Origin of the sequence: Guptibacillus hwajinpoensis (genome assembly GCF_001039475.1) — a bacterium.
In the GTDB taxonomy this organism is placed as follows: Bacteria; Bacillota; Bacilli; order Bacillales; family Guptibacillaceae; genus Guptibacillus; species Guptibacillus hwajinpoensis.
The window spans coordinates 218334-231840 of the sequence record NZ_LELK01000001.1 but is presented as its reverse complement, the minus strand read 5'-3'; the positions used below and the strand labels follow the sequence as shown (position 1 = coordinate 231840).

General features: G+C 34.4%; 15 protein-coding genes and 1 pseudogene. 1 reads left to right on the top strand and 15 read right to left on the bottom strand.

Annotation, left to right across the window (positions count from 1 at the left end; genetic code table 11):
* Window positions 1-68: 68 nt before the first annotated feature.
* The 14 genes from AB986_RS01265 to AB986_RS01200 all read right to left on the bottom strand — a co-directional run bounded on the left by AB986_RS01265 (window position 69) and on the right by AB986_RS01200 (window position 12025).
* Window positions 69-437 (bottom strand): winged helix-turn-helix transcriptional regulator, encoded by a 369-nt coding sequence (locus tag AB986_RS01265; protein WP_048309073.1) that lies wholly within the window; start codon window positions 435-437, stop codon window positions 69-71.
* 330 nt (window positions 438-767) lie between these two features.
* A complete protein-coding gene (locus AB986_RS01260) occupies window positions 768-1586 on the bottom strand; it encodes a hypothetical protein (RefSeq protein ID WP_048309072.1) in 819 nt (272 codons plus the stop codon).
* On the bottom strand, window positions 1571-2143 hold the full coding sequence (locus tag AB986_RS01255; RefSeq protein ID WP_048309071.1) for an RNA polymerase sigma factor: 573 nt from the start codon (window positions 2141-2143) through the stop codon (window positions 1571-1573). The genes AB986_RS01260 and AB986_RS01255 overlap by 16 nt, the downstream gene beginning before the upstream one ends.
* Before the next feature lie 371 nt (window positions 2144-2514).
* On the bottom strand, window positions 2515-2922 hold the full coding sequence (locus AB986_RS01250; protein WP_053215995.1) for a protein kinase family protein: 408 nt from the start codon (window positions 2920-2922) through the stop codon (window positions 2515-2517).
* Between the two features lie 83 nt (window positions 2923-3005).
* Complete coding sequence (locus AB986_RS22535; protein WP_048309070.1) at window positions 3006-3287, bottom strand: hypothetical protein; 282 nt, start codon at window positions 3285-3287, stop codon at window positions 3006-3008.
* 454 nt (window positions 3288-3741) lie between these two features.
* Entirely contained in the window at window positions 3742-3903 is a 162-nt protein-coding gene (locus tag AB986_RS22530) for a hypothetical protein (protein ID WP_169749932.1), read from the bottom strand.
* A gap of 309 nt (window positions 3904-4212) precedes the next feature.
* On the bottom strand, window positions 4213-5118 hold the full coding sequence (locus AB986_RS01235) for a zf-HC2 domain-containing protein (protein ID WP_048309069.1): 906 nt from the start codon (window positions 5116-5118) through the stop codon (window positions 4213-4215).
* A complete protein-coding gene (locus tag AB986_RS01230; protein WP_201779256.1) occupies window positions 5115-5603 on the bottom strand; it encodes an RNA polymerase sigma factor in 489 nt (162 codons plus the stop codon). The genes AB986_RS01235 and AB986_RS01230 overlap by 4 nt, the downstream gene beginning before the upstream one ends.
* 369 nt (window positions 5604-5972) lie before the next feature.
* Window positions 5973-6482, bottom strand: a complete 510-nt coding sequence (locus AB986_RS01225; RefSeq protein ID WP_048309067.1) for a GNAT family N-acetyltransferase — start codon at window positions 6480-6482, stop codon at window positions 5973-5975.
* A 169-nt stretch (window positions 6483-6651) separates the two neighbouring features.
* Window positions 6652-7815, bottom strand: a complete 1164-nt coding sequence (locus tag AB986_RS01220; protein WP_048309066.1) for a serine hydrolase domain-containing protein — start codon at window positions 7813-7815, stop codon at window positions 6652-6654.
* Window positions 7816-8254: 439 nt separating this feature from the next.
* Window positions 8255-9526 carry an L-lactate MFS transporter gene (locus AB986_RS01215; RefSeq protein WP_048309065.1) on the bottom strand — a complete coding sequence of 424 codons (1272 nt, stop codon included), beginning with the start codon at window positions 9524-9526 and terminating at the stop codon, window positions 8255-8257.
* Window positions 9527-9743: 217 nt separating this feature from the next.
* Complete coding sequence (locus AB986_RS01210) at window positions 9744-10352, bottom strand: DUF2268 domain-containing putative Zn-dependent protease (RefSeq protein WP_236690350.1); 609 nt, start codon at window positions 10350-10352, stop codon at window positions 9744-9746.
* A gap of 322 nt (window positions 10353-10674) precedes the next feature.
* Entirely contained in the window at window positions 10675-11127 is a 453-nt protein-coding gene (locus tag AB986_RS01205; protein ID WP_048309064.1) for a GNAT family N-acetyltransferase, read from the bottom strand.
* 82 nt (window positions 11128-11209) lie between these two features.
* Window positions 11210-12025: a lipid II flippase Amj family protein gene (locus AB986_RS01200; protein WP_048309063.1), complete on the bottom strand. Its 816-nt coding sequence runs from the start codon at window positions 12023-12025 to the stop codon at window positions 11210-11212.
* A gap of 261 nt (window positions 12026-12286) precedes the next feature.
* Here AB986_RS01200 and AB986_RS21315 point away from each other — a divergent pair.
* Window positions 12287-12528, top strand: a pseudogene (locus AB986_RS21315) (IS1595 family transposase); the annotation flags it as partial.
* A 429-nt stretch (window positions 12529-12957) separates the two neighbouring features.
* Here the strand turns inward: AB986_RS21315 and AB986_RS01195 are convergent.
* The gene (locus AB986_RS01195; protein WP_048309062.1) at window positions 12958-13416 is read right to left on the bottom strand and encodes a 2-thiouracil desulfurase family protein; all 459 of its coding nucleotides are present in this window, start codon (window positions 13414-13416) and stop codon (window positions 12958-12960) included.
* Window positions 13417-13507 lie beyond the last annotated feature (91 nt).

The following is a 13507-nucleotide window of genomic DNA, read 5'->3' as shown; positions in this document are numbered from 1 at the left end:
AATTAGAAAACTGTTTTCATAAAAACAAAAGTAGAACCGTATTCACATGTGAATACGGTTCTACTAAATCATTCGGTATACTCGTTTTCGAAATCAACTTCTCCATGTTGGTATGTTTGATTATACTCTGCACCCCAAGATCCTAGTTCATTTAGGATAGGAACTAATGTTTTACCCATTCCGATTAATGAATACTCCACTCTAGGTGGAACTTCATCATATATTTTTCTTTGGATCAGGTTCGCTTCTTCTAGTTCTCTAAGCTGCCTGGACAATACTCTTTCATTAATATTAGGGATTTTTCTTTTTAATTGACCATATCTAATAACTCCAGCGCCACCTATATGATGAATAATTAGTGGCTTCCATTTACCACCTATAATATCTAGGGATAACTCAACGTTACAATAAAAGGTCTTTTTATTACTTTCTGCCATCTATGTTTTCTTCCCTTTCTATAACAATAGGTAGAAGTTTAACAGGAATTGTAACACAACACATTAGTGATACCTAAAAATTTATAATGTGATTAGAAGCAATGATTAATGTATCATCTTTGTCTGTTATTTTTTAAAATCCTGTCCCGTAATTAAATTTCTTAAAAAGAGAGCGACCCTTAAGATTAACACTCCGAGTTTGTTCAAAATAGTTATTGAACGATTTCACTACAGTGTGATTGCAGAATTGTTCCCTTTTTAAGAGAATTTGAGGCAGATTCCTTTTATTAGCTACCATCAACTACTAGCTAAAGACTCCAATTTATACTACTACTTCATCGTTTTTGCTATTCCTATTAATTCTTCTTTTGTTAAATTGGTTCCAAATAGATCATATTGAACGCCATGATCGATAAACGTTAATGCATATTCAGCGTTCACTGCAGGTTTGTTACTATCAGTGTCCCAATATTTATTAGGTGTTTTACCAATACGACCATTCCCGCCAATATCAATCTTCTCAACGTCATCTAATATTATATACCCTTCCTTAGCACTTCTTTCTTCAACATTTATGGACAAGTCTTTGTTTGAATCAGATTTGAAGGAAATGTGAGTCGCTTGGTCCTTATTAACATATATTTTATCCAAGCTTAGATACTCTGGCAAAACGGTAGGTTGCTTAATATGATAATCTACATGTTTCATTGCATCTTTAATAGTTGAAAACTGCTGTCCTAAATGGTCTTCTGTGAAATTCTGCATAACAATTTCTTTATGATTTGTTTCCTGTAATACATATCCTTCATCAGTATAAACAGAGGAATAAAGAGCTAGTTTATACTCCTCTTCTTTAACAGTTTTTACTCCATCAACATACACATAACCTTCTCTTATTTCAAAATCTTTTTTTGAAGAGATATCAATATGAAATACCTGAGTGGTCCATTCTTCAGTCATAGATCTAACATCAGGTGATGCTACAAATAGAATACCTATAATAAGAGAAACTGCAGCCACATAGTACCTGACTTGTAAGTGCCGCCTCTTTCTCTTGTTCGAGTTATTTTTTGACTTCATACGTACTTTATCTGAGAAATTATACTCTTCAGCAACATCAGTCAAAGCCTTTCTTAATTTTTGCTCCATATTTCTACCTCCCAAGTATGTATTCCTTTTTTATTCTCTATCATGATTTTCTTTAATTTCTTCCTAGCATTATGAAGACGGGATTTAACCGTTCCTTCACTTAATCCTAACGTTATGCCTATTTCCTCTATGGACAAGTCCTGATAGTAATGTAGAATAATAACTGTTTTAAGTTTCAAACTTAATTTCTTTACACATTCAAAAATAAGAGCAGATTCTTCATTTAAAATGGTTTTCTTTTCAGGAGTCTCTGGATCGGAAGCATCATTGTTCAACTTTGACCAAAATCGTCTTTTGCGTGCAATTTTCAATGCACAGTTAATAACTATCCCATTAAACCAAGTTTTAAGGGTTGCCATTTCTGGTTTGAAACGAAATAAAGAGTTATGTATCTGGAGGAGTGCATCCTGTACAGCATCCTCTGCTAAAGAAAAATCATGAAGCAATAAATAAGCTGTTTTTTTGGCGTTTTTTACATGTGGCTTCATTAAAATCTCAAAAGCATACTCATTTCCATCAATAGCTTCAGAGATTTTTTTCATTTCTTCATCAGTCATTTTCAAATCCCCTTTCACATACTTATTACCACCCTAATCTCAAAAGGTTCACTTTTTATCTAAAATAACTTAATTTTAAACATGTATATCGTTATAGTTGAAAACTTGATCTCGGGATATTATTAAAAATGTCTTCTAGACAATTCATTAAGGATTAGAAAAATTCGTATAACCCCTCTTTAAAATACTCGAACTCTTGCTTTGTTACCCTGTAACGAATATAGCCTTCATAAAAAGCTGATATGTATTCCTCGTTAGTGATCCATTACTCTAATGGCAGATGAGGTTAATCCACTGCTAACCCTTTGGTAGTCACACTTAAAATCACACAAAAAGAGCTTGGATTGTTGCCAAGCTCTTTTTGTGTGATTTTAATCTCCAAGACCTACTGGATTTGTTTCATGAAGACCACAGACGAATTTTCCAAAACTCTTAATTAAAGTACGTTTCTCATCTGGATTCCTTGCTTTCTTTAAAGCAGTGGTTAAAGTCATTCCATTCTCAAACGACATAATGATATGACTACTATCAATCTCTTCAATATAACCATAGAACCTGGGTGTTGGGATCTGGGTGTTGGTATTAAGCTTTTCTAATACGAGAGCTTCATCCTTTAACCACTCTCGATATTTCTGTTCGAATGAACTTTTAAGAACATATATACCTTGAACTGTTATCATTTGACGCACTACAGAAGTGCAACCTTGATCTTCCAGGATATTTACTTCTAAAATATCACCAATTACTTTTTCTACCTTGTTTTTCAACTCATTATGCATCGGTTATATCCCTACTTTTTATGGTTAGATCGCTCCGAGTTTGTTTAACATCGCATTGTTTTCATTTTTATAACCAGTAAAATCTAGTCTAAATTAGATTTATCCTTAATGGATTGCAGTTTATAATAAGCAATGAAATTTGTGGCTAGTCCAACAGCAAATAATATTCCTCCACCTACTAAGAAGTTATTAATGTAGCTTTTCACAATGATGTTGTAATAGTCAGTATCAGCTCCACCTTGTTTTATCAACCAGTTCTCAGCAATTGAAGTGCCAAAATGAACACTGAAAAACAACATCACGAATCCACTTATTCCAATGATTGATCCCCAAATTATTAAACCTATTAACTTATCCTTATTCATTCTGTCCCCCACTGAAATGAATTTTTAAGGCTATAGAACGCAGCTAAAATTAAAAAAGCACATTTTCTGAGTTCGGCTATTAAAACCGTTTACTTTTCACTAACCAATCGCTGTGATTATATTGAATAGCATCAATGGATTACTTTATTTCGTTTTTACATGACGAAAAGCATTATCACATTAATACATACCAAGGTTAAATTAAAACCTATAATTAATTTCTTGCCAGTAAATTTCATTTGTCCATTTTGTACTCTCCTAAACAGCAAAATTGATAATAGTATTAAGTTAAGAGTAATATAATTGCAGTTGGCACTATTTCACCTCAATTCTAGCTTCTGTAATACCATCCTACATCTGAATAGAGGGCTTACCTTTTTATTACAGAAGATATCGAAATAAACTTTTTATAAGAAAAACATAGGAAATTAACCTTCCTATGTTTTCCATCACATTATTTATCTGTTTGTTTTTGCTTCTTTTTTAAATACTCCGCACGTATTTTTTCAAGATGATTCTTTTTATCAAATTTGGCAGTCGTCTGTTTTTCATGAAACTTTGTCACAGCTACCTTACTTTTGTGATCCAATTGATATCTTCCCACTTTGTTCACCACTTTTCTTCTCCTACAAGAGAATCTATTCAACAATATAATATACCTTATTTTACTGCAGAAATCTTTATTTTGAACACTTATTTCACAAAAAAGTGTTCTTCTACTTCTTAAAGAAATGCTCCGATTTTGTTGAAGATGGACTCTGATCAGTAGAATTTGGGGGTTCAATCAATTCAAGGATATTTTTCGGGCCATGTTTTAGAAATCTGAGGCCATCAGGGACCCTTCTTTATCAAGTAATATAGAACTAAATTAAGAAAAGAATCGCTGATTGGTGAGTCTATTACAAACCAGTGAAAGCAACAACTATTATAAAGTGCTTTTCGGCTTCTTAAATGATAATTTTTTAAATATGTTCCTTCCAGCTAACAATGCAAAATATAAAGGAAATGTGACTAGTAATATTGCATAAAAGTCCCGTTCAGCAAGGTAAGTGGCAGAGTGAAGACCTTTTATGAGTAAGTGAGCAAACACGTAGGAGATAGGCAATAGAATGATTTTTTCTAGTCCATTTCTTATTTTTTCGTTCTTACGGAATATGACTAATCCAATTCCACAAATAAGTGAAAACCCTATAGCAAACAACACATAGTAGCTTAAAAAGAGCCGAGGTAACGTTATGACAGAACCATCCATTTTTGGATCTCCATAAATTAAAACATCTTCACTTCCATCGGTATTGTAATAATAAATTGAAACGACCGTTTCCCCATTCGGGTTTAAGACCGTATTTTCCAGGTTGTTTTTGTTTATTTTCTGGTGCCAAACCGTTTCCCATGTAGTTATATCGTAGACATAACCTGAATTGTCTGCTGCTGGATATTCGGTTACATTGAATCCAGAGACTTCTTCACTAAAATTCAAAAGTACTGTTCCGTCATCCTTTTCAATAATTGATACCGCATTTTCATTATAAGAGATGTATGCTGGCGTTGTCAGATAAGCCATTGTAACCACTGCAAAAACCAATGTTACCATGACTGAAAAAATAATCGTTTGCAGCTTTTTCCTTCGCAATGTATTTTGTATGTTTCTTAAGGGAGCTATATCGGTATCTACTGGCGGTTCTTCAAAAGTCCTCATTTCTTCAAGTCGTTTTTTACAGTTCTCACAAGAAGCTATATGTTCTTCAACTAGATCTCTAGTATCTTGACTTGCCAAATTCTCGACATATAACGGCAGTATATCTCTAATCATATTACAGCTAATATTCATCGATAATCCTCCGATCGCGCTTTAATTTTTTCTCTAGCACGGTGATAAGTAACACAAGCCCAGTTTTCACTTTTTCCAAACAATTTGCCAATTTGCTTAAATGACAGTTCTCCAAGTGCACGGAGAGTAAAGACCTTTTTGTATGGCTCTTTTAAATTCTGGATAACTTCATGTACCTCCATAGACGCTTCTGAAATGGCTATTTCTTGTTCTACATTGTCTCCACTAGCCGATTCTGGAACCGACTCAAAATCCACAAAGCTTTTTTTCTTACGCAAATAAGAGTAATAGCTGTTTTTGGCAATTTGGCATAACCAAACACGGATATCACTATTCCCTCTGAAACTGTCTAGCGATGTTAATGCCTTCATAAAAGTTTCCGAAGTGATATCTTCAGAGATATGCTTATCGCCAGATAAACTATACACATATAAAAATACATCTTTAAAGTATGTATTATAAATATCCTCAAGCTGTGTCACCATCTCACCTCCTTACATATAAGACGCGATAAACTCAAATATCTTACAAAAATATAAAAAAAAACCGAACAAAGTACGCCCGGTCCTTTTTTCTTGTACCATAATTAATGGGTACTGTAGTCGAAACTTATTCCCATGTATCCCTTTATAATATAGGGACCATTTCTCCTCGGCATTGTTCACTATGAAATCGGTTTAGTTTAAGTGAAATATATATAATCTTTACACTAACTAATATCTTATTACCAAGCGATTTTCAACAATCTGGCCTTTAAACCTCATGCAGCGCTTACTTCTTATTAAGCAAACGCTCAGAGATACATGAAGACTCAGTAGAGATAATAAGATTGATGAACAACTTCAATAATGTTATTAAATAGCCCATATATAATTTACAAACCTAAGTGTTTCTCCATTCATTTCAAATTCGTCGTCACTTACTCCTAACTTCTTAAAGCCATTTTTCTCTAACATTTTTTGTGAAGCAATGTTATTATTTGTTGTCTTCGCTAAGATTTTGGCGTAACCATTCTTTCGGAAATTATCCAATAAAATATGTATAGCTTTGTGTGCAATCCCTTGACCAGTATGTTTTTCACCAACTCTATAACCTATGTGACCTAGGCTTTGGGATCTGTCTAAATTTACTAAGTTAATTCTTCCTAAAATTTCACCATTTCTTTCCCTTATCAGATAAAAATAAGATAACCCTTGATTTTGTTCATCTAATAAGTTTTCATGTCTTATCATGAAAGTGTCAAAGTTATAATAATCATCACCTCGGCTTGGTACCATCTTTTCAAAATAGGTTCTATTTTCGTTTTCAAAATCAAATAATTCCACCGCATCTTCATATTTTAACTTATCAATAGAAATTCCCATTTAATCCTCACCCTTATTTCAGTCAATTTGGCAAAATTTACACATATCGTCTCGTCCTAGTTCAATAAAGAAAACATTAAGGATGCGAACCCATTCTCTGGATTCGCTTCTCTTTAATGGAATATGTAAATCTAATTTATCATTCTGGAATTTTCTATAGCTATGAAATTTACGAAGTCTTTATTTCACTAGAAATATTATTTGAAACAGGGAATGATGGTAACTTAACTTCCTTATCAAAAAGGATATTTTCTATCTGCAGTACGATGTCGTGATGTATCTTATTATCATAAAAATCAAGATAATCGACGTTACTAAGATAGATAATTGATCTATTAGTTTCAACGTAACGTATCAAAAAGGAATGAAAACCAGCACAATAACCCCCATGTGAGAGGATCTTTCCTGTTTGGCTGCTATTTTCGATAGACCATCCAAATCCATAGCCTGCTTCTACATCAGGGTGTAAACCGACGGAATAACCAAGACTTTCTCCATTAGTAAGAACAGCTGGTTTAAACGCTTCATTTTTCGTGTTTTCCTTTATGAGCACGTTCGCATAAATTGCTTGCTCCCATTTATATAAGTCTTTTGCGGTTGTGTTAATTGCACCATCTCCACGAACTCCGTCTATAAAATACACATATCTGTGTTCATCCATATGATCCGGTATTTTATAATCATCATTTTCTCGATCATAGATATACCCTTCAGCAAGTTCGAGTGAGTCTTTATTAATCCTTCGAGATAATAGCTGTGTGTGATGCATTTCTAGTGGACCAAAAATATTACTTTCTAGGAATTCCTCAAAGGTAAGACCTGATACCTCTTTTATTACCTCAGCAAGTAGGATGTAACCTGTATTGCTATACTCCCATTTGTCACCTGGTTCAAAGAGAAGTGAAGGCTGATGCTCTTTTAAAAATAGTTCCAAAACTTCCTTATTCGTTGCAATCTTTTTGCGATCCCATTTTTCCTCGAACCAATCAATATAATCCGGAAGCCCTGAGGTATGTGTCAGAAGATTTCTGATCGTAATGCCTTGATAAGGCAAATTTGATAAATGTTTTTCAAGAACATCTTCAAAACTTATCTTCTGTTGCTCTTTCAATATCATAATTGCCATAGCTGTAAAAGATTTCGAAACGGAAGCGATATCAAAACGTGAGTCTTTCGTTAATTGCTTACTCTGATCTATAGCTGCTACCCCATTAACATACTCATACATGGGGCTTCCATTCTCACTTACTAGCACACATCCATTAAACATTTTTTCTCTTGTTAGATAACTAAATAGTTCTTCTAACTTCTCAAGTTTGTTTTCAGAAGTCATTCAATCCCTCCATAATCCTAGTTTCAATTTTCTGTACAATCCATCAATACCAATTATTTCAAACCAATGAAGATAACTCAATCGTTTTCTTCATTTAAAAAAAGCCTATCTTTATTGCAGATAAGCTCCGATTTAGTTGCAAACGTAATCTCAATTCTGTTCACCTATCTTTGATTAACTGCTGAATAACTATGAAGAGCTAATAAATGCAAATTTTGAAATTTCAGTAGAGGGTAATTGAGGCTTTATACAAGTTAGATCTTAAGTTCTGACATTCGTTCAGCTTTCTCTTATGACGTTGATTGGATGGCAATCTGGAAGACTCCTGAGGAAAGCGACTAGATGCCAATCCAATCGACAATCCCATCCCTAAGAAAAAAGTTGAATCTCGTCGTAAGACGCGATCCAATTTTACAATGCAAATGCTTTGGTTTGCTAATTAATAATTAACAGCTTCTTCTTCTTGTTGTTGTTTTAGATCCTTCTCAGTCTTTTTAATGTCTAACTTCATAAGAATGGAGACGACAAGGGCTAAGAATATTAAAGCAAGAAAAACGTAAAATACAGCAGTGTAACTATCGGTTCTAGCACGAATTTGTGAAACAATCATAGGTCCAAATACGCCACCTAGAGACCATGTTGTCAACAAGTACCCATGAATAGCACCGAGTTGTTTCGTTCCAAACAAATCACCAATAAATGCAGGTAGATTAGAGAATCCTCCGCCGTAACAAGTAACAACGAGTAAAATTAGGAGCTGGAATAAGATGCTGTTTGTTGTAATCGGAAGCATGAAAAAAGCAACAGTTTGTATTAAGAAAAAGATCAGAAAAACATTGGGGCGGCCAATATAGTCTGAAGCTGTTGCCCAGCCAAGACGACCTCCACCATTAAACACACCCATAATTCCGACCATCGTGGCAGCTGCAGCGGCTGATAACCCTACAACTTCTTGGGCCATCGGTGAAGCAACTGAAATCATCATAATCCCTGCGGTAGTATTAATAAGCATCATCGTCCAAAGCAGCCAAAAACGCTTTGTTTTAACCGCTTCTTTTGAAGTCAATTGTTGTAAATCCTTTTTATAAACTTTATTCCCAGAGGCCATATTTTGTTTCATAGAAGCTGGCATCCAGCCTTCTGGGGGTGGGGCAATGTAAGAAGCACCTAATATAATAAAAACAAAGTAAGCTGCCCCTAATATGTAAAATGTATTAGATATTCCAATTGAAGTCATTAAGTTGGCTGCAACGGGAGCTGTAATTAGAGCTCCTGTTCCAAAACCAAGTACCGCTAATCCGGTTGCTAAACCTCTTCGGTCAGGGAACCATTTCACAAGAGTTGATACGGGTGAAATATAGCCAATGCCAAGTCCAAGTCCACTTGCTACCCCGTAGGACATTAGGAAAAATGGAAGTGAATCAATTGCGATCGCAATCCCTGAACCGGCTTGTCCTAATCCAAACAAAACACCAGCCAGAATTGCTGATTTTCTTGGACCATTTTTTTCAACAAACTTCCCAAATAATGCCGCGGATGACCCGGCCAGGGCCATCATAATGGTAAATGCAATCGTTACTTGAGTTGGGGTCCAACCCATTTGTTCACTTACGGGGGTGGTATATACGCTATATGCGTAGGCACCTCCGATGGAAAGGTGGATGGAAATAGCTGATAAAGCAATTAACCATCTGTTTTTCATTGCTTGCATATTATGTACCTCCTTCACTCTCTTTGTAAGCGGATTCATACAACAGGATACAACGATTGGCGAAAAAAATCAAACTATTACAAATTATTTGAAATTACTATAGAATTATGTAGTGGTATTGTAATTAAAAAAAAAATCTCAGTTCAGTGAACTGAGATTTTCTTCTAATTATTTTCAATTGCTTATTCAACTAAAGTTCCGAGATAATGGAATAGCATTATTTTATAAACTGGTCGCTAGGTAATATTGTTAAATCCTTTATAGAAATATTTTTGTCTTTATCTAGAAACCACTTTATTAAGTAAAACCCTAATGAATAGCCGCCCCAAAACGGTAATCCTTTATCTTTACTTCCGAACATATATAAATCAGTTAAGGTTCCTTTATCATCTATATGATTCTTATATGAACTTTCCCATATTGTTTTAGCTTGAGTTTCAGATAAAGCATCTTTATATGGACCAAGATATTCCACACCTAATCTTTCCTTCACAAAGTGCTCTGCTAATCCTTCTAAAACCATCCGGTCAAGTAACGTTTCTCCATCTTCTTTCAGCCCTAATGCACTGATACGCCAATGGTGATGATATTCGTGTGTTACGACAGATTTAATTGTTGAACGTACGTTTTCTTCTGGAAGAATCACAAAACACATCTTTCCATTCCAATCCGTAAAAGCTGATACGCCATTAAGTTTGGATTTAACAAAATCATCATTTTTATCTAAAATGAACAACTCAAATTGTACAGGTCTATTTGAAGGGTACTGTTTATGCAAAAGCTCCAATTCTTCTTGTATGAAGTTTTCATAATCCAGCGATCTCATATTGGTCAATTGCAAGTGAGACGNTAAACATTCCGAAGAACATCATCATTTCAAATTCTTCTTCATCAAATTTGAAAATATCCAAGAGAATCTCTTTCCTGTTTCCATTAGGAGATGATTTTACTAATGAAATAAATTTCTCCATATCAGCAAGTCTATCTTTATTTTTAACTAGACTATTTAGTTGGGTCATTGTTCTCCCTCCTTTCTCAAACAAAACTAGTTTCCAATTAAACTGCGCTAACCCTAGTTAGAGCGCTTTCATTAAGCAATTGCTCCGATATTCTTGAACAACGAATCAAAAGACTTTTATATGATTACCTTAGTTATTACATTCATATATTCTCGAATGACTTCCCCAAAGATGATACCCTTCACCTATATATGAAAATCCATATTTCTCATAGTATCCAATGTGATCAGTACAAAGAAAAATCTTATTGTATCCTATTTTTTTGGCATCAGCTTGTGCACGTAAAAGCAGCTCTTTCCCTAGCGCATTACCACGATGATTTTCTTCAATATAAATAGCGCATACCCAAGGCAATAAATCCATTCGGCTTATAAAATCATTGGTGATAAGACCTGCGCAACCAATAATATCGTCTGATTCCAGCATTAAATACCAAATAGGAAGAGGACTATCTGTTTTTATACTGTTGGTAATACTGTCCTCATATACTTTCATGCTGTTTTCATTTGCCCACTTATTCTGAAAATACTTTATCGCTGCTTTTTTATACTCTGGATTTTCTCTTACACTAATAATTTGCATAGTGACTCCACCTAGCTATCCTCTATATTTAAAATCTTTGTTAAAGAATTGCTCCGAGATACTTGATTAAGCAAAGAAACGTTTAAACAATGAATTTAGTAAACCAAGCAATATATTTTGCTCCTGGAATAAACAAAATTTGTGCAAGTAAAGTGCCCAATAATCTTGATGTGACCATCATAAGTGACACATTCTTTAATTTTGAATAGTCGCCACGTTTGTTAATGACGTCATCAGCCATTACTGATATTTTTGGGTCTACGAACACAACCAAAAGGATAGTAGCTACCCCATTAATTAATCCTGAAGCCATTATAGCTGTTGACGACCTTTCCGGGGCTAGAAGCGCCGCATAAAGGGCTGATAAAACACCAATCGTGTATATCGCTGTTACCACCATATTGATCAGAAACAGCCTTTTAGGTATGTCATTTAATGAGATTCCCTGTAAATATGTACGGTTTGGGAAGTGCATCTGATTTAAGCCTCGTTTTATATACTCCAATGAAAAAAGAGTCTTCAGCAAAGAAGGAATAGACCCTCCCTTTTTTGATAAGTGAATGATAGCTCTAGAAAATAAGGCAATAAAAGTAGGTAACAAAACGATGCCAATAAGAGTACCGATCGTTGAAGCACCAATAATTACCCTATACTGATTCTCCACAAAAGCCAATGTGTTAGAGGAAGGGGCAGAGTCTACCAAACTTCCTGTAAAAGGTTGCTGCATCATATTGGCCATTCTTGAAACTATGACCATTAAATTAAAGAGAGATAAAGCAGAAGCAATTAACCCAACTCTTGCTCCAGATAGGCGAACAGCATAAGCCAATGTTTCAATTGTATGAATGATTAATATAAATAACGAAATGTATATCACTTTATCAGTAAGAAAATCCAAACCTACACCTCATTTTCCACTTAATAGTAACAATATTAACATAATAAGGAATTTAAAAATTAAAAAAGATGCATTCCTGTATAGGAAATGCACCTAGTTTTGTAGAATATTTAGGGCGTTTAGCTTCTATGGTATTGCAGATATGCTCCGAGATACAGGAAGATGGTAAATAACGATCCGAACAGTCCAACAATGAACATGACAATAGCATATATAATAATCGTAGTTATTAATATAGTTAACGGATTAAAATAATCATTCGCAAAAAAACATGGTATAAGTAATGAGCAAGTATGTGTTTTAATTGCAAGAGACCGTGATAAGATGACCTTCTCTCAGACAATGTGAATGGGACGGTTAACAAAAGATCAATTAGATAATACTATCGGTCATAAGCTTTCCAGTAAAAATGTCTTGTGCACCAACTCTTGGCGTGCCTTTAAAACTTATGCGACTGAAAAGATATATATCAATTCAAGTCTGATGGTAAATTTCGTACAAAAACTTATGATACACTTAGATTAAGTAAGTTCAATATCTAACATTTCTTTTTTCCTCGAACGGAAGGATTAGGGGAGTTTGACTGGGATATTCTTAAATAAAGGTGGAATTTTATGCTTTGGCTTATGTTAATAGTTATATTTCTGCCTTTTATAGCAAGACGAATAGAGAGGCATTTTCAACGATTAAAAAAAGAAAAAAATGAAATGAAGGATATCTTCAGTGATTGAGAGAAAATGATATCCCACTTAATTAACCTATTGCTTTAGTTAACAAGCAAAATATACCACAGTGGAACTTCCATAAAACTGGAAGTTCCTATTTTTGTGAAGTATCACATTAAACTTTAACATAGCCATTTAATTAAAAAGAAGCCTATCTTATTACAGATAAGCTCCGATTTTCTTGAAGATAGATAGTTTAATTAATAGTTAGTATGAACCGTCAGAAAACTCCTTTTCTGAAATGACTCTTAAACCATATCTTTTTAATAACGCTGAAGTAACACCATTACCCAAAACCTTTTCACCGGTGAATTCCCCATTATAGATCATAGAACTACCACAGGATGGACTATTCTCTTTAAGAACAATAATAGTTGCACCTATTTCTATTGCTTTAGCCAAGGTAGTGTAAGCCCCTTTTATGTATAGTTTGGTTACATCTTTACCAGATCTTTCAATGACCATCGCCTTCCCATTTAAAACGTCTTCACCGTTCCCCCCTACTATTTCAGCAGGTTCTCTTGGAGTTGAAAAGCCCCCAAGCAATTCCGGACAAATCCTTATGGCATTATTCTCTTCTACTAATGTTCTAATATTTCTATTTAAACTATGGAGACCATCATACCTCACCTTTAACCCAGCTAAACAGGAACTTACTAATATCATAAGTCACACCTCTTTTAAATCCTCTATAATCGTAACGAAGAGGACAATATATTTATGTGAATCATACGCAAAAGTGTTGTCCATTGAATGC